Raw genomic sequence first — 17601 nt, forward strand, 5'->3', positions numbered from 1 at the left:
AAAAATTATTATTATAACTTTCCGGCTATCGCGTCTTTAACGAAATCGTTAGCTACAATTTGTGTTTTGAATGAGTAAGCACCTGTACGAGGTGACTTAGCCATTGTGATAACTTTTGAATATTCTTTGCCTTTACCTGCTACCTTTAGCGTTGCAACTACTTTCTTTGCCATGTCTTTTTAATTATTGATTTAGTGAATTACTGATTTAGTGAATTTTGGCTGCTTATTTAACCTAATCAACCAATCAACTTAATCAACCAATTACTTAATTTCCTTATGAACAGTTACTTTTCTTAAAACCGGGTTGAATTTCTTCATTTCCAGTCTTTCTGTTGTATTTTTCTTGTTCTTGGTGGTAATATAACGAGACATACCAGGCATGCCGCTTGTTTTATGCTCGGTGCATTCTAAAATTACCTGAACTCTATTGCCTTTCTTAGCCATTTTCTTTATTTATTGAGTTAGCAAATTAGTGAATTAGTGATTTGAGTTAATCAATCATTCAACCTAATCAACTACTATATGTACCCTTTTTTTACAAATTTATTGATACAAGCAGTTATACCATTTTTGCTTATGGTTTTAACAGCTGAAGTAGATACCTTTAAGGTAATCCATTTATCCTCTTCAGGAATATAAAACTTCTTAAGTTTTAAGTTTGGATGAAATCTGCGTTTGGTTTTAACGTTTGAGTTAGAAACGTTATTTCCTACTAAAGATCCTTTTCCTGTTAGATCACAAATTCTTGACATGACAAATCTTTTTAATTCTCCCTTTTTGTAAAGAGTTTGCAAATATCAGGATTTTATGTGAAATAGGCAATACTGTTTTAAATTATTTTTTTAAATTATTTTAGGGTGATAGTTTTGAACATAATTGAGGTTAATAGCATCCGGTTATTCAATTAATAATGGGTGCTTTTCAGTTCCGTATATGTCCCATTTCGTTATAACCATTTTTTTTAGGCCTAAGAGCTAAATCGGAACTTCTTAAATTATTTTAAAAAGTTTCGATTTATTATTCGCTTAATACAAAAATTACTAATTTACGCCCACCAATTTAGTAGTCTATGAAAACCACCTTGAAGATCTCATCTTTTGAAGAATACCAGCAAGTTTATAAACAAAGCGTTGAACAACCCGAGCAATTTTGGGAAAGCATCGCCGAAAATTTTCTGTGGCGTAAAAAGTGGGATAAAGTACTTGATTGGAATTTTAAAGATCCGTCCATTAAATGGTTCCAGGGTGCAAAACTTAATATTACCGAAAATTGTCTCGACCGTCACCTGGAAGCGCTTGGCGATAAACCCGCCATTTTATGGGAACCCAACGATCCGCAGGAGCATCACAGGGTATTAACCTACCAGCAGCTTTACGATAAGGTTTGCCAGTTTGCCAACGTGCTGAAAAACAACGGAGCAAAAAAAGGCGACCGGATCTGTATCTACATGCCTATGGTGCCCGAGCTTGCGATAGCAGTGTTGGCCTGTGCACGGATCGGGGCCATCCACTCCGTGGTTTTCGGCGGCTTTTCAGCGCAATCCATTGCCGATAGAATTAATGATGCTTCCTGTAAGCTGGTTATCACTGCTGATGGGGGGTTCCGGGGCAATAAGGCAATCCCATTAAAAAATATCATTGATGACGCCCTGGTGCAGTGCCCGACTATTGAGCGGGTAATTGTGCTTACACGCAGCCGTACGCCGGTTTCAATGATCAAGGGCCGTGATGTTTGGTGGGAAGATGAGATCCAAAAAATAGAAACCCAGGGAAATTTAGAATGCCCGCCCGAAGTTATGGACGCTGAGGACATGCTATTTATCCTGTACACATCAGGTTCAACCGGCAAGCCAAAGGGCGTGGTACATACCTGCGGGGGATATATGGTTTATACCGGCTATACATTTGCCAATGCGTTTCAATACGAACCCGGCGAAGTTTACTTTTGCACAGCCGATATCGGCTGGATAACCGGCCACTCCTATATTGCTTACGGGCCATTAAGCCAGGGCGCAACCACAGTAATGTTCGAGGGGATCCCTTCATGGCCAACTCCGGGTCGTTTTTGGGACATTGTAGAAAAATACGAGGTTAATATACTTTATACGGCACCCACTGCTATCCGTTCACTAATGAGCTTTGGCGATGATGCGCTAAAAGGAAAGAATTTCAGCTCGTTAAAAAAGCTGGGGTCTGTTGGAGAGCCTATCAATGAGGAGGCATGGCATTGGTTTGATGAAAAAATAGGTTTGGGCAAGTGCCCTATTGTTGATACCTGGTGGCAAACAGAAACCGGTGGATTTATGATCTCGCCGATAGCGGGCGTCACTCCAACAAAACCCGGGTATGCTACCTTACCCCTGCCCGGTGTACAACCTGTGCTGGTTGATGAAAACGGGAATATAATTGAGGGCAACGGCGTAAGCGGTAATTTGTGTATCCGCTTTCCGTGGCCTGGCATGTTGCGCACCACGTATGGCGATCACGAACGCTGCCGTACAACCTATTTTGCAACTTACGAGAATTTATACTTTACCGGGGACGGCTGCCTGCGCGATCAGGATGGCTACTACCGCATAACAGGGCGTGTTGATGACGTACTGAATGTATCCGGGCACCGCATTGGCACTGCCGAAGTGGAGAACGCCATTAATATGCACAGCAGCGTTGTTGAATCGGCAGTAGTGGGTTACCCGCATGATATTAAGGGCCAGGGGGTATATGCTTTTGTGGTTTGCCCTAACAAGCATGGCGACGATGACCTTGCACGTCAGGACATCCTGATGACGGTGACCCGCATCATTGGCGCCATTGCTAAACCGGATAAGATCCAGTTTGTAAACGGATTGCCAAAAACGCGCTCAGGAAAGATCATGCGCCGGATCTTAAGAAAGATTGCAGAAGGCGATACCAGCAATTTGGGCGATACTTCCACTTTACTTGATCCGGGCGTTGTGGATGAGATAAAGGCGGGAGCGTTGTAGGGGAAGTTCATAGTTGATGGTTCATAGTTCATGGCCGAAGTTTTTATTTTTAAAAACCGAAATGATGATATCGGTGTTATTTAATAACATCTAAAAAAAACATCATGGACAAATTAGAATTAAAAGGCGGCTGGAACGAGTTGAAGGGCAAGATAAAACAAGCATACGGCGATTTAACTGACGATGACCTGATCCACGAAGAAGGTAAGGACGATGAAACACTCGGTAAGCTTCAGCAAAAAACGGGCAAATCCCGAGATGAGCTGGTAAAATGGCTCAACAGTTTATAAGAACACTATTAAAGGGAGGCGGAAGCTTCCCTTTTTTATTTACAGCCAGCCTATTTTTAAATATAAAGTGTTTTATATTTAAAAAATGAAATACCTCAAAAGCCTTATTGTAGTTGCTATCATTTTTTCGGCAACATCCTGCAAAAACAAAGTTCAATATGTTAGCGATGCCCATTATATAAATGGATTTAACTATTTCCTGGCTGACGATCTTGAAAAAGCAAAAGACGAATTTCAACTTGCTATAAAAGATGATCCCAAAAACGCCAATGCTTATTATGGATTGGGTAATTGTTATATTTATTCTGACGAAAACAAGAAAGCCATAACAGCATTTGACGAAGCAATTGAAATAAACCCGGACTTTACCATGGCTTACTACGTTGATGCGCAGGCTAATCAAATTGAAGGTAAATCAAAAAAAGCTATAAATTTATATTCCAAAGCAATCAGTTTGAAAAGTGATTTTGCACTTGCGTATTACAACAGGGCCGTTGAATATGCGGCGATTGCAGACCAGCAGAAAGCTATTGAAGACCTGAATGAAGTAATTAAACTCAAACCCGACTTTTACCGCGCTTTTTCCGCAAGGGCATCTTTTAGGCGTAATGTTGGAGATGTTAAAGGTACAATCGATGACTATTCGGAAGTATTAAAAATAGATTCCAATAATATAAATGCCTATTTTAACAGGGCGGTAGCGTATGGTGACAATAAACAATATCAGTTGGCTGTTAATGACCTGACAAAAGCAATAGATTTAAATACTAATTCAAATACTGTATTTCTGTACCGTGGTATTTATGAATTTCATTTAGGCAAAAAAATGGAAGCATGTGCAGATTTCACAATAGCAAAATTGCGTAACGAACCCAAGGCTGATGAATACGCAAATAGGTATTGCAACAGCGACCAATAGATTAAACTGGGCGAAAGCTTTCCTTTTTTATTGTCAGTGTAACTAAGCAGATATCCGGTTGTCTATTAGTAACAATCAACCTTTAGCTTATGCCAACGTCACCATCAGCGTTAATTCCTGAACAAGCCAAGAAGATCTATTATATTGACCACTTAAAGGTGGTGTTAACCGTATTGGTGATCCTGCATCATTCATTTATTACGTTCGGGGCGCCGGGTGGCTGGTACTACACCCAAAAGACCACCCAAATGGGTGCGCTTATACCCATGACAATGTTCGTGGCCGTTAACCAGGCATTCTTTATGGGGTTCTTCTTTTTCCTGTCGGCGTACTTTATCGGTCCATCGTTCAATAAAAAGGGAGCAGCAAAGTTTGTGAGCGACCGACTGTTGAGACTAGGGTTACCGCTTGTGTTTTACTCCTTTATCTTATCGCCCTTGTTAAGTTACCTGGTTTATTATTTTGCCGACGGGAATCACATCACCTCCCTGCAATACCTTGGCGGCTTTCATCATTGGATAGATTTCGGTGTGCTTTGGTTTGTCGCGGCGCTTTTGTTATTTACTTTGACCTATGTGCTATGGCGGCTCGTAATAAAAAATGGGCCATCCAAAAACATGCCTGCACCATCTACAGGCAAAATCATTTTTACAGCAGTAGTTGTGGGTGCAGTCAGCTTTCTTGTGCGCACGGTTTTCCCCACAGGCTGGGTGTTAAACCCGCTTGGTTTCCAGCCGGCACATTTCTCGCAATACATTGCACTTTTTATATTCGGGTTGATCGCTTATAGAAACAACTGGCTGAATACTTTATCATTCAAGGCTGGCAAGCGAATGTTGGCCCTTGTAATAGTACTGATCCTGTTCTTCCCGGTTTTCTACGCAATCAAACTAAAACTCGACATGCCGCTCGAATGGTTTTCCGGCGGATGGCACTGGCAGTCGTTGTTATATGCCGTTTGGGAACAGGTATTAGGCTTTTCGATCATAACCATGTTATTGAGCTATGGCAAGGCACTGTGGAATAGGTCGTCAGTTATATTGGATAAGTTATCGCGGTACACATTTGCGGTTTATATTTTTCACCCGCTGGTGTTGATCTCTCTGTCGCTTGCGGTAAGGGGTTGGGCTATTGATCCAGCCGCGAAGCTTTTGGTGGTTGGGCCGCTGGCGGTGGTTGGTAGTTTTTTACTGGCTTCGGTTATTGTGTTGGTGCCGGGGGTGAAGAAAATCATCTAACCTGTAGAGGCGCGATACTTCGCGTCTTTATACACGACAAAGGTTTGCAAATTATCTCCTGGCTAGAGACCCAATGTATTGCATTTCTACGAAGAACATATTGCATTGCATATTTCTCTCCGTGGGGTAAGCTAAATATAATTAATTTTGTGCCAAATGACAAAAACCAAACCCACCATACTTGTTGTAAACGATGATGGCATAACCGCCCCCGGAATAAAGGCTTTAATGGACACCATGGCCGAAATTGGCAGGGTTGTAGTAGTAGCGCCGGATAGCCCACAATCGGGTATGGGACATGCCATTACTATTGGCAAACCCTTACGACTGGACGAGGTTGACATTTACAACGGGGCTGAAATGTACCGTTGCTCGGGTACCCCGGTTGATTGTGTTAAGCTTGCCGTAACCAAGATCTTTAAGGGCAAAAAGCCTGATCTTTGTGTTTCGGGCATTAATCATGGTTTGAATAACTCTATTAATATTTTGTATTCAGGCACCATGTCGGCGGCCGTTGAGGGTGCTATTGAAAGTATCCCATCTATAGGTTTTTCAGTAGACGATTATACCCTACAGGCTGATTTCTCGCATTGCCTAAAATTTGTGAAGGAAATTGCGCTGCAGGTTTTAGAAAATGGATTGCCAACAGCAACCTTATTGAATGTAAACTTCCCGGCTGGCGGAAATATCAAAGGGATAAAGATCTGTCGCCAGGCGAATGCCAAATGGGCTGAAGAATTTGACGAGCGCATTGATCCGCATAGCCGCCCTTATTATTGGCTAACCGGTGTCTTTCAGAATAATGATCATGGTGAAGATACTGATGTTTGGGCGCTGGAGCATAATTATGCATCCGTGGTTCCCGTGCAGTTTGATATGACCGCACACCATGCCATCCCGGTTTTAAACAGCTGGACGTTTAATGTATAAACCATGCTAAACAAAAACAGTCTCCTTATAGGCATCCTGCTCGCTTTGATCTTTCCTGCCATCGCCTGGATAACGGCACATTATTTAAAGAACAATATCGATTTGATCAATCGCCCGGCATTGCCTTACTGGATAGCTATTGGCTTAAATTTGATCATGCTGCGATTTGCATTCAAAAAAGACCTCGATAAAACCGGTAATGGTATAATGCTCGCTAGCTTTGCGGCGATGATTGCAATTTTTATATTTAAAGCCTACCTGCGATGAAATATTACCTGGTAGCCGGCGAGGCTTCGGGCGATCTGCACGGAGCCAACTTAATGAAGGCGCTAAAAGAGAAAGACCCACAGGCGGAGTTTCGTGTTTTTGGCGGCAACCTGATGCTGGCTGAAGGTGGCATATTGGTAAAGCATTATGCCGATATGGCTTTTATGGGCTTTATCGAGGTAGTGATGAACCTGAACGCTATTTTAAAAAACCTGAAGTTTTGCAAGGATGATATTGCCGCCTGGCAACCCGATGTTTTGGTATTAATAGATTTCCCCGGTTTTAATTTAAAGATAGCTGAGTTTGCCAAAGCCAACAATATTTTAGTTTGCTATTATATCTCCCCAAAAGTTTGGGCCTGGAACCAAAAGCGCGTGCTTAAAATAAAGCGAACAGTGGACCACCTGTTTTGCATCCTGCCTTTCGAGGTTGATTTTTATAGGGAATGGGGCATGGAGGTTGATTATGTAGGCAACCCGCTGCTTGACGCAGTTGCTGCTTTTAGCCCGAATGAAAACTTCGTTGCTAATAATAACCTATCTGCAAAAAAAATAATTGCATTATTACCCGGTAGTCGCAAACAGGAGATCAGCCGTTTGCTGCCCGCAATGCTTGGTGTTACCGACAAATTTCCCGATCACCAATTTGTTATCGCAGGCGCACCCTCTTTTAATGCAGATTATTACCAGCAATTTATCGTTGAAAAAAACGTCCCGGTTATATTTAATGCGACCTACGATCTGCTGAGCAATGCTGAAGCAGCATTAGTAGCATCGGGAACGGCAACGCTGGAAACTGCTCTATTTAACGTGCCGCAAGTGGTAGTTTATATGGGGCATCCCGTATCCATTGGTATAGCACGGATGGTGGTTAAAATTAAATTTATCTCGCTCGTAAATCTCATTATGGATAAAATGGTGGTAAAAGAGTTGATCCAGCAGGATTGTAACCCCGAAAATATCACTGCCGAATTGGATAAGATTATCGACAATAAAAACTACCGCAACCGTATGCTGGGCGATTATGACGAGCTTGATGTAAAAATGGGCAAACCCGGTGCATCAGCTAAAACAGCGGAGCTGATTATAAAATACGCCACAAAAAAATAGAGCCCTGCATATTGCAAAGCTCTATCGTTTTCATAGATGATGTTGTTTACTGTTTTTCGGTAGATAGATATATAATGGTCAGGCTACCGACAAGGTAGATTGTACCATAGCCTGTTTTTTGCTATTTGAAAATGGATTCTTAGCCATAAATAATTTTAAGTCATTTACCAGGATGTTCATTAATTCGTTATCAAACTTTGCAACTAATTTGCTTGCTGCCGGTTTTTTGTAAGTTTTCATAGGTAGAGCGTTTCGTTAGTTAATAGTTTTATTTAGTTTTTTATCAGTTTCCTCGTCTTCAGTCAGGTTATCCTTCCTGCGTTTGGCTTCTTTGTATTGCCTTAACAGTTGCTCCTTATCCCGCTCGTCCGATGTGTTTGCGGGCTCGACAGGGTTTTCCCATTCCTTCTCTTCGCCTTCGCGTTTTTTGCTATCAAGTGCCATCCTGTATTGCATTTGATAGGTATTGTTCTAAATTAATGCCAAAGTATCCTTGGCGATAAAAACGACCTGCTTTTGATTTGTAGTTCGTAAGACAATAGCATGACAGTCAGCTATAAAAACGTCTTTTTGCCAAAATATCAGGAACAACTACCTGCCTTCTTGAGTGTACAAAATAATAGTCCACTTTTTTAAACAGTAGTCAAAAAACTATACGGTCGCGGGTTCATTAACGGGCTTTGTTGCAGAGGCTGCCGGCGGGTGATTGAGAAAATGAATAATAAGGGTTATTACGGAGATTGCCATCCCGGTTATACATACACCGTTCCATTGGTAGCTTTTCCAAAGTTGGGTGGCGATAAATGTTCCGAGTGAGCCCCCTAAAAAGTAAGTAACCATATAAATGGTATTAATCCTGTTGCGTGCTTCAGGTTTCAACGCAAATATTATAGACTGGTTCGAAATGTGTGTTGCCTGCACGCCCATGTCCAACACAATTACTCCTATAATAAGGCCGGCTATGCTATGCGCTGAGAAAATGAAGATGATAAAGGAGATCAAGATCAGCAGTAAAGTGAACCCGGATAATTTGTAGGCGTCCATTTTATCACTTAGTCGCCCCATTAAACCCGCAGCAATTGCACCAAAGGCGCCAACGAGGCCGAATTCCCCCGCTACACTGCTGCCCATGTTGAAGTTTTGCTTCAGCAGGAACACAATGGTTGTCCAAAATGCGCTGAAACAGGCAAAACATAATGCTCCGCGTAGGGCTGCCAGCCTTAATTTTGGCTCTTCCTTAACCAGGTGAATCAGCGATGTCATCAGGCTTTTATAGGTGCCCTTATAATCGGGCTCCACTTCGGGTAAGAATATGCCGATCATCAGCCACATTAATAACATTATACCCGCGGCTATATAATACACTGCGCGCCAGCCCAGGTATTCGCCAATATAACCGCTAAAAGTTCGCGAAAGCAAGATTCCTATTAACAGGCCGCTCATAATAACGCCTATCTTTTTACCCCGCTCACTTGGTTTGGCCAGGTGTGCTGCCATTGGCACCAGCAATTGGGGAATCATAGATGCCGCCCCTAAAAAGAAGCTCGCAAATATTAATATGTTGACTGACGGGGAAAGCGCAGTGATTAAAAGCGACAAAACAATAAACGCAAATAAAATAACCATCAATCTCTTGCGTTTCACCATATCGGCAAGCGGAGCCAGGAAGAACATCCCAGTGGCATAACCCATTTGTGTGAGTATAGAAACCTGCCCGGCTTTAGCGCGGGAAGTATGGAACGTACGGGCAATATCTTCCAGCAGCGGTTGGTTGTAATAAAGGTTAGCTACCACCAACCCGGTTGCGACGGTCATTATCCAAAGCGTTAATGAAGTAAGTTCAGGATGTTTGCGGGGAGTCGTGACGTTGGACATAATAATGCAGTGAGTAAAAACCACCGCAAAAGTGGTAAAGCATTTTTAAAATGATGTTTGATTTGAGCAATTTTTTACCAATGACAGCACAGTTTGGGAGAATTTTATACACAAATAACAAATAATTGCTTTGCGCTTTAGCACCCTGATTTGTTTTTATTACATGATTGAGATTTATTTAACCACAGAAAAAAGAGACTTTTTTAATGTTTTAGGGAAATAGATCGATTAAAAATCAAAAACGAACAATAAATTTTGTCAAAATCAGTTTTATTGGAGTAATTTTTGACTGATAATCAGAAACCAATCGAAATATTTGATTAAAACAATCAATTTTTAGCATAAAAAATATAATTACATAATTTTTGATGTTTGATTTTTTAATTTTTATACAATAAATACCACCACAATGAATAATCAAATAAAAAAATTAAAAATAATTTCACAATTATTATATTATTAACAAAATGTTTGTATTTTTGTGAATCGAATAACAGCAAATCGGTTTTTTACAAAAAAATTACAAATAAATTCGATAAATGTTAAAAGATAGTGTTACTTTTACACCGTGACAAACATTAAAAAAGTCTTCTCATAATTTAGGTTTATAATTGGTTAGAACGCGCCCCTGCCCATCAGGGGCGCTTCTTGTTTCTATAGGTTTCGTTTCCGTAAAATTTCCCATCCAATCGCACAACACCGAATTTAAATAATCGTGTAACTTTCAGCCAGCAACTGAGTCAATTAAAATAATTGTCGCCTGTTATACCTAAGTTTAATATAAACTATGAAAATTAAACTCATCTGCCTATCTGCCATACTGTTTTGTTTAAGCGGATTTAAAAGTCCCGAAACCTTTGATCAGTTTACAGACGAATTCGTAAAGGGATATACGGCACTTAAGATCCCCCAACTGGAGCTTAGCTATGTAACTATGCTAAAGCAAATAAAACCGGCAGATGAGATTCAAAAACAGATTGCCTTTTTTGAATCTATTAAATCGGAACAAAAACAGTTTAACCTTAAAGATTTAAACGCCGCTCAAAAACAGGACTATGAGCTAATAGCCTATGAAACCGGCATGAACCTGCAGCGGCTAAGCCTTGAAAAACAGTGGACAGCCAACAAACCTGCTGAAATTTCAGACCGTGGATTAGCTACCATCCCCAACGGAAAAGCGTGGTATGCTTATTTTTTGAAGAACTGGCTCAGCGCCGATGTTACTCCCGATGAAATCTACCAATTTGGGTTGGCTGAAGTAAAGCGGGTGCAGGGCCACATCGAAGCCATCCAAAAGCAGAGCGGCCTAAGTGAGGATGCTTTTTACAAACATTTAAACGACAAGGAATTTTTCATCAGCAACCCAAAGGACGTACAGCAATATTTTGAGCATACAAAAGCCATTGTTTACGACAACCTGCATAACGACTTTAACGAACACCCCATCCCACCCCTGAAAATTGAAGAGGGAACCAACCAGGCAATGGCACAGGCTCCCGGCTATTATGACGATAATGTATTTTACTACAACCAGTTTAACAAGCCCTATAACAAAAGGCAGGTCGACTGGTTGTTTATACATGAGGCGGTGCCGGGACATCATTATAAATCATGTATCAATGCTGCCGTAAAGCAATCAAAGGTGCAGCAGCTTTTTTATTATTTGGGACTGGAGGAAGGCTGGGGAGCTTATTGCGAAGAACTCGGCAAGGACCTCGGTGTTTATAAAACCCCTTACGACGAACTTGGCAAATGGGAATGGGATCTTGTGCGATCGGTAAGGGTGCCGATGGACATCGGGCTTAACTATTACGGCTGGACGGATGAACAGGCCCTCGCCTTCTGGAAAAAGAATATAAAAAACCAGGATGACATAGCCTTGCGCGAAATTGCCCGCGTAAAGCGCTGGCCCGCCCAATGCATCACCTATAAATACGGTGCAGGGCAGATCATGCAATGGCGGCAGACCATCCAAAAACGGGAAGGCGCGAAATTCAACATCAGGGATTTTCACGACCGCATTTTAAACCTGGGCTCGCTGCCGGTATTTATGGTGAGGGAGCGGGTGCTTGCGGAAGATTAACGCGAGTTTGTTCCAAAGCGTTCCACTTTTGCACGTGGAACACCCGGAACACTGTGAAACATCCTCATTATCAGCCATTTCAAATTCTCACTACTGAGCAGTGTAAACTTTATCCAGGGTTAACCGCCAAAAGTGTAAACTTTCTTCAGGGCGATGCGCTGGCAAAGCGTTCCATTTTTGTAAGCGGAACACCCGGAACGCTGTGGAACAAGAGGGGGGGGGTAACAGGGTTAACATAATTTGCGAATATTTTGAGTTAAATATTTGATAGTCAACCATTTAACTTTTTAGAGGGTTAACACGTAAATACCCATCGCCAACCGCAAGCGTTCCATTTTTGTAAGTGGAACACGCGGAACGCTGTGAAACATCCTCATTATCAAATAGTTAATTTTTAGCGTTTGTAAATAACTGACAATCAGCAATTACGCGCAACCGGTATGCCTCACTCGCATTAAATCACAAATTTACCCCCGGTTAAAATCAAAATAAAACCGCTTTGGATTTCTGCCCGAAAGGTATATATTTGCACTCCACAAAAAGGGGGATTAGCTCAGCTGGCTAGAGCGCTTGCATGGCATGCAAGAGGTCATCGGTTCGACTCCGATATTCTCCACTTGATAATCAAGGCTTTACGAAACATCGTAAAGCCTTTTTTTATGCTGGGAATACACACCACCACCCTTTATAATAGCATTCAATAGGTTTAGCAATTTTTGTTTTACGGCAGACATAATCTACAAGCATAGTCGTCTCAAATTGCAAACCCGGATATCGGGCACCGGTCTTCCGCACAAAACGCCCGGGATCGAATAAAGTCGAAAAGCTGAAGATAGCCGAACGCGGGAAGACTGGCGTCTTCCGGGATTAGGATAATTAGCAAAACTGAAAATTGTTTGTAAGTTTAGATCATGAAGAAAGCACCTATTATTTTATTTTTTTTTCTCTTCTGCGCAATACTTGCTTCATATGCTGCAAGCGCACAGGAAAGGACGTCCCTTTATAAAACCATCCTGCACATGGACAGTGTTTTATTCGACGCGTTTAATAATCATCAGATCGGGGTGCTACAAAACGTTTTTTCCGAGAACGTTGAGTTCTACCATGACAGGGATGGTATGGGAGATTACAAGACGACCATCTCAAATTTTAAAAAGATGTTTAACAGCACGCCAAGCCTGCATCGGGACTTGATTGCCGGTACGCTTGACATTTACCCGCTACCTGGTTACGGCGCAGTGGAATATGGCGAGCACCGCTTTACGCTCATCCGTGACGGGCAGACCTTTTCCAGCGTGTATAAATTCACCAGCATCTGGCAATGGAAAGATGGGCAGTGGAAAGTTACCCGAATGATTAGTGTCGGCCATTAAAATAATAACTATGAATCACTAAACTTTATTTATTGATCGAAGCCCGACCAGAACGAAAGTCGAACCACCGCGCCGGTTCAAGCGTCCCGTTTGAACCCAAAAAAATGTAGGCGTCCCGCTTACAATACTTTCTTAAACAAAACAGCCGCAATGCTAAAATCTGATTATTTGGTAACGTCAGTGGGACGCTGACCAAGGATAAAGTTCAAGCGGGACTCTTGAACAGGCGGGGGGGGATGAACGAACGTTTTCAAATTATCCTGGCTAATACGCTGGCATTTGTCGATAACCTTAAAGCTGTTCCATCATTGAACTGAGCTTTACAAAGTCTATTAGGCTAAGTTGATGCTGGAGTTTGGATTGATAGACTTTAGCATCAGGTGAAAAATAAGAACTGGTGACAACTAAACCGGCCGTAGCCCTATCCGCATTGAGCCGGCCAAATAGTTCATTAACTACGCTAACGCCGACCGGTCGGTCCGGTGCATAATGCTTACATTCCGCATAAATCATAAAATCACCAATATCGCTCCGGTTCATAATGATAAGATCCTTGCCGCCATCTCGTGTTTGTTGCGTTAGCCTAACCTGGTAACCCCGTTCTTCATACAATTCCGCCACGAGTTCCTCAAACTGCCGCGGTGTTAAATGACGCACCGCTTCGGGTTTTCGACCAATGCGATCTAATATGCGTTGATTAATGAGTCGCAAATCGGTAATAATTCCTGGCCGATCTGACTCAGTGATTAATACCGGGCTTTGATAAATAATGGGCTTTTTCTGTTCGACTTCTGTCAATAAATGAATAAAGTCCAGAATGGCAAGTGGGTTTCCGTTGAGATCCAGCGCCATTTGCCTGAGATGTGGTAATTGTTCGGCATATTGACCGAGCTGTTCTTCGAACAGTTCAAACAGCATAAGAGTGTCTTTTTCATTTAACCCGCCTAAATGAATCACACTAGCATATTGTTCAAATACTTTTTCATTGATCTGTTTCCGCGCTGACAGTATAACTCGGTAGCCCCATTTACGTCCTTCTTGGAGCATAGTCGCAACTTTCTCCCGAATGGACTTGGACATGATCTGGTCAAAATCATCAATAATCAGTAGCTCAGGAAATCCATTCATATTTGGTCGACGCAGCTTTGAGATCAAAAACGGCGCAAGCAAAGATTCATTTAACTCGACCTCATGTCCGCGCAAAAAAGTAATACCCAGATACCCCACGGGGTTCTTATCCCTAAAAGCCTCCAGTAAAGCCGTCTTACCGATACCCGGCTCGCCATAAACGATCACATGCCCCCAAAAACGCTGCTGGGACAACTCATGGATCTCCCGCGCACGGTTTTGCAATATGATCGTTTTAAATTCATCGCTATCGGCAATATCAAATTTCATTGTATAAGGTTAAACCACTAAAGTTAAGGCATTCCAGGGAACTTTAGGGAACTCATGTGCAATGAAAGGCAATCATAAGCTATTGTACAATTTATGGTTTATCGCTAATTTAGGCTAACTAAAATAACAGCAAATGAGACACTTTGATGAACACTATGGATTGGAAATAGGAGATTGCATTCTTCTTCCCTTATTTGAAACTGGTTTGACCAAGCATTTTGCTATTTACTTAGGGCGTGACGAGTACGGTCAGGAAATTATCATTCAAAACTTGGCTGGCGTAGGCGTGCATTTACTGGAGGCCAGTGATTTTTTTGCAAAAGCCAGCCGGATTGCCCGCATTGAAAAATTCTACGGGAATATTTACCAGCAAAACCAGGTTATCCAACGAGCTGTAGCATTATTGGGTACGCCCTATAATTTGTTGGTTTACAACTGTGAACACTTTGCCAATGAAGTCCGTTATGGAAAAAAAGAAAGTTGCCAGGTTGCCACTGCTGCTTTCCTCGCGTTGACACTGGGTGTTTTAGCTTTCAAGGGTAAATAAGCAGTACGTATCTGATTATAGGTTCATTCCGCAGCATTTTTTATATTTTTTTCCGCTCTTACAAGGACATGGATCATTTCTTCCGATTTTATGATTTCCCGTTATAGGTACAACCCTGCTAGTCTTCATTTTCGCTAGTTCGTCTTTGTATTCCGCTTCGAGTTCCATGTCGGTTTGCCAAGGTTCATCCAAATAAATAAAAGTATCGATCAAGTTTCGGCTGGTGGAAAAGGAACCCATACCAAGCCAGGTGTCGGATTTGGACAAATACTTCCTCAGCGTGGCATACGTTAAGGCTCTTTCCTGCAACTCCAACGGGTCGGTATTGTTCAATACCAGATAGCTAAGTCCAAACTTAGCAGCGGACGTAGTCATTGATTTCAATATCCTCTGGCTCCGGGAAGTATCCTTTAGGCTAATCATTTTCGTAACGATGTCTTTACGCGCATCGCCGGACCAATCCAGCAGATGAAAAACAATGTCAGTGGCTTTAGCATGTCCTGCCGACTTGAGTTCTTTTACAAGAACATCAAAATACGGGTCCTTCCACCTGTTCAAAATCGGATCATCCTTTTCCGGCAAAAGGTGCAACATCCCGGTCTTATGCGGGTAATAATTCCTATCGATGATCCCACCAAAGTCTGTTTCTATCATGCCGTGATCATAGCCTTCCATCCGCCAGAGTTTCCGGTCAAGATGATAGCCCAGGTAGACCAATTCTTCATCTGCCCGGAAATAATCCATCAGGTCAATTCTTTGCCGCACATAATACAGGAAATCATAGGGGTCTTTCAGATAATGTACGAGCAATTCCAAATCGAAAACAGAAAGGAATAATGGAAAAGGGTCTTGGGCTTCCTTAACCAGCATCATATGTACCTGGTGCACAAGTGACGGGTAATTCTCCGTCGTTAACCCCATAATATATACTTCATTGATTTCGGGCAGGAAGATCTCCTTTCCAGTTTCATTAAAGAACCTACATCCGCCGTTTAATAGCGCATCTCGGGAAACCAACCCTTGGTTATAGGCATCTTGCACTGCACCATTAAAGTCTTTTGACAACTGATCAAAATCCCCGCGTTTTGCATTAAGTGTCAGTTTTTTGGACTTTACCTGTACACACAAAGCTTTATTTCCCAATATACAAAGCACGTCGATATCCGTGTCACGGTGGCCTTTCTTTTTTTCGATAACAACAGATCGGTAAGTGTGATCGGTGCCAAATACCTTGGAAAGAAAACTATAGGCGATTTCTTCACCCACTTTCCCGCGATGTTCGGCAAGCTTGTCGCGATATTTTGCGTCGTCAAACATCCAGTAGAAAGGGCTTTCATAAATAGCCTCGGTCATCAGGTAATTAATAGGGATAAAATATCGTCCGTCCGCCAAATCAATGATAGGACGGGAATTGAGTATATTGAAAAATCCGGGTCCCTCATAGCCCTCGTTACATGCTGGAACAAATGAAAAGTTTTGAAAGAATCGGCGTACCGCTTCCTGATTTATAGTGGTAAATTCTGACGGCGATACAGTAAATAATCCCAGGAGGTTCTGATAAAATTCTTGCCACCCCTCGCTATTATCATCTTGCATGATCTCAGGCGTAGGGAAGAGCGCTTTAAATTGATAGAATGTGATCGCGACAAATTGCTGACGCTCTATTTCATCGATTTTTTCCTTGGGCAGTTGCTTCTTTAATTTTTTGCGCGCTTTTTCCGCAACTTTTGGAAAAACATCTTTTAAATTAAATGGAGTGACATTTTTGGTTTTAGTAGTATGGATTTGCCTTATGGTATTTATGATTTCTTTTGTTTGGTCAATATCAAACCCTTTGTTTTCCAAAAGCCAGTCGCGATCGTACTTGTATTTCGGTTCTAAATATTCCAGGTATTGAAAGTCATAAACACCATCGCCCGCATAAAACATCGGTTCCATCATTCCTTTGTCCTTAACAAAGAAATCTAACCTTTCCGCCCAATCGTCTTCAAATACTTCGCCATTCTTTTGCCGTTCCAGCATGTCCTGAATCTTGGTAAGTTGCGGAGCCATGAATGAACTATGCAATTCACGCATGAGTTCGTATGTTTTATCTTTCAACGCTATCGCTTCTTCCGGTGACGCTGGTGTACTAAAATTAATTTCCTTTTGGCTTAAGAAACCTAAAATCAGTGAACATTCCTTCACACTTAATTTTGCCCGGTGATTAATTTCATGGATTTTATTGATATCCAAATGGAAATCTTCATACAAGATGAGGCAAAGCGAATAAATATAGCTTTGCGTATGAATTAGCTTTTTTAGGTCTGCTATGACATCTTCCGTACTTCTGAGCATTATCTAGGTTCAAGTAGTTTACAACAAAGATACCTCATTTAAGAGGTGGTTAATCGCTTCTTGGCTAGGGATTATTTTAATGAGGCGTATGGAAAAAAATAAATCGTTCTTGTTAGGGGTCGTATTATCCCCCCTGCAATCCCAATGATACCAGAATAAGGATATGAAAAGGCTTTTATATTTATTGTGTCGATAAAGAAACACAAGCCTACTTCAAATTGCTTCTAAAATAATAATCGCATTCAACGTA

General features: G+C 41.7%; 18 protein-coding genes and 1 tRNA gene. 11 read left to right on the top strand and 8 right to left on the bottom strand.

What is annotated here, in order from left to right:
* Window positions 1-11 precede the first annotated feature (11 nt).
* From KXD93_RS17080 to rpmB, 3 genes are all read right to left on the bottom strand, one after another.
* On the bottom strand, window positions 12-173 hold the full coding sequence (locus tag KXD93_RS17080; RefSeq protein ID WP_252790010.1) for a DUF4295 domain-containing protein: 162 nt from the start codon (window positions 171-173) through the stop codon (window positions 12-14).
* Between the two features lie 90 nt (window positions 174-263).
* Window positions 264-446, bottom strand: coding sequence for a 50S ribosomal protein L33 (gene rpmG, locus KXD93_RS17085; RefSeq protein ID WP_067063463.1), 183 nt, complete (start codon window positions 444-446; stop codon window positions 264-266).
* Between the two features lie 74 nt (window positions 447-520).
* Entirely contained in the window at window positions 521-754 is a 234-nt protein-coding gene (gene rpmB / locus KXD93_RS17090; protein WP_094572451.1) for a 50S ribosomal protein L28, read from the bottom strand.
* Window positions 755-1071: 317 nt separating this feature from the next.
* Between rpmB and acs the strand changes: the two genes are divergently transcribed.
* The 7 genes from acs (at window position 1072) to lpxB (ending at window position 7738) form a co-directional block, all read left to right on the top strand.
* Window positions 1072-2985 (top strand): acetate--CoA ligase, encoded by a 1914-nt coding sequence (acs, locus tag KXD93_RS17095; RefSeq protein WP_258138508.1) that lies wholly within the window; start codon window positions 1072-1074, stop codon window positions 2983-2985.
* Window positions 2986-3089: 104 nt separating this feature from the next.
* Window positions 3090-3275, top strand: a complete 186-nt coding sequence (locus KXD93_RS17100; RefSeq protein ID WP_258138509.1) for a CsbD family protein — start codon at window positions 3090-3092, stop codon at window positions 3273-3275.
* A gap of 85 nt (window positions 3276-3360) precedes the next feature.
* Window positions 3361-4194 (top strand): tetratricopeptide repeat protein, encoded by an 834-nt coding sequence (locus KXD93_RS17105; protein WP_258138510.1) that lies wholly within the window; start codon window positions 3361-3363, stop codon window positions 4192-4194.
* 89 nt (window positions 4195-4283) lie between these two features.
* On the top strand, window positions 4284-5432 hold the full coding sequence (locus tag KXD93_RS17110) for an acyltransferase family protein (RefSeq protein WP_258138511.1): 1149 nt from the start codon (window positions 4284-4286) through the stop codon (window positions 5430-5432).
* Window positions 5433-5588: 156 nt separating this feature from the next.
* Window positions 5589-6362, top strand: a complete 774-nt coding sequence (gene surE / locus KXD93_RS17115) for a 5'/3'-nucleotidase SurE (RefSeq protein WP_258138512.1) — start codon at window positions 5589-5591, stop codon at window positions 6360-6362.
* 3 nt (window positions 6363-6365) lie between these two features.
* Entirely contained in the window at window positions 6366-6629 is a 264-nt protein-coding gene (locus tag KXD93_RS17120) for a hypothetical protein (RefSeq protein ID WP_258138513.1), read from the top strand.
* Window positions 6626-7738 carry a lipid-A-disaccharide synthase gene (gene lpxB / locus KXD93_RS17125; protein WP_258138514.1) on the top strand — a complete coding sequence of 371 codons (1113 nt, stop codon included), beginning with the start codon at window positions 6626-6628 and terminating at the stop codon, window positions 7736-7738. The genes KXD93_RS17120 and lpxB overlap by 4 nt, the downstream gene beginning before the upstream one ends.
* Window positions 7739-7816: 78 nt before the next feature.
* Here lpxB and KXD93_RS17130 read toward each other — a convergent pair whose 3' ends face one another.
* From KXD93_RS17130 to KXD93_RS17140, 3 genes are all read right to left on the bottom strand, one after another.
* Window positions 7817-7978 (bottom strand): hypothetical protein, encoded by a 162-nt coding sequence (locus KXD93_RS17130; RefSeq protein WP_258138516.1) that lies wholly within the window; start codon window positions 7976-7978, stop codon window positions 7817-7819.
* A 15-nt stretch (window positions 7979-7993) separates the two neighbouring features.
* Window positions 7994-8194 carry a hypothetical protein gene (locus KXD93_RS17135; protein WP_258138517.1) on the bottom strand — a complete coding sequence of 67 codons (201 nt, stop codon included), beginning with the start codon at window positions 8192-8194 and terminating at the stop codon, window positions 7994-7996.
* A gap of 195 nt (window positions 8195-8389) precedes the next feature.
* Window positions 8390-9613, bottom strand: coding sequence for an MFS transporter (locus tag KXD93_RS17140; RefSeq protein WP_258138518.1), 1224 nt, complete (start codon window positions 9611-9613; stop codon window positions 8390-8392).
* A gap of 787 nt (window positions 9614-10400) precedes the next feature.
* Between KXD93_RS17140 and KXD93_RS17145 the strand changes: the two genes are divergently transcribed.
* The 3 genes from KXD93_RS17145 (at window position 10401) to KXD93_RS17155 (ending at window position 13069) form a co-directional block, all read left to right on the top strand.
* Window positions 10401-11696, top strand: a complete 1296-nt coding sequence (locus KXD93_RS17145; protein ID WP_258138519.1) for a DUF885 domain-containing protein — start codon at window positions 10401-10403, stop codon at window positions 11694-11696.
* Window positions 11697-12238: 542 nt separating this feature from the next.
* Window positions 12239-12312 (top strand) — tRNA-Ala (locus KXD93_RS17150).
* Window positions 12313-12607: 295 nt separating this feature from the next.
* The gene (locus KXD93_RS17155) at window positions 12608-13069 is read left to right on the top strand and encodes a nuclear transport factor 2 family protein (protein ID WP_258138520.1); all 462 of its coding nucleotides are present in this window, start codon (window positions 12608-12610) and stop codon (window positions 13067-13069) included.
* Window positions 13070-13360: 291 nt separating this feature from the next.
* Here the strand turns inward: KXD93_RS17155 and KXD93_RS17160 are convergent, their stop codons facing one another.
* Complete coding sequence (locus tag KXD93_RS17160) at window positions 13361-14467, bottom strand: restriction endonuclease (RefSeq protein ID WP_258138522.1); 1107 nt, start codon at window positions 14465-14467, stop codon at window positions 13361-13363.
* Between the two features lie 133 nt (window positions 14468-14600).
* Between KXD93_RS17160 and KXD93_RS17165 the strand changes: the two genes are divergently transcribed.
* Window positions 14601-15014: a lecithin retinol acyltransferase family protein gene (locus KXD93_RS17165; RefSeq protein WP_258138523.1), complete on the top strand. Its 414-nt coding sequence runs from the start codon at window positions 14601-14603 to the stop codon at window positions 15012-15014.
* A 15-nt stretch (window positions 15015-15029) separates the two neighbouring features.
* Here the strand turns inward: KXD93_RS17165 and KXD93_RS17170 are convergent, their stop codons facing one another.
* Window positions 15030-17351, bottom strand: coding sequence for an SEC-C metal-binding domain-containing protein (locus KXD93_RS17170; protein ID WP_258138524.1), 2322 nt, complete (start codon window positions 17349-17351; stop codon window positions 15030-15032).
* Window positions 17352-17601 lie beyond the last annotated feature (250 nt).

The organism is Mucilaginibacter phenanthrenivorans, assembly GCF_024721155.1.
Lineage (GTDB): Bacteria > Bacteroidota > Bacteroidia > Sphingobacteriales > Sphingobacteriaceae > Mucilaginibacter > Mucilaginibacter phenanthrenivorans.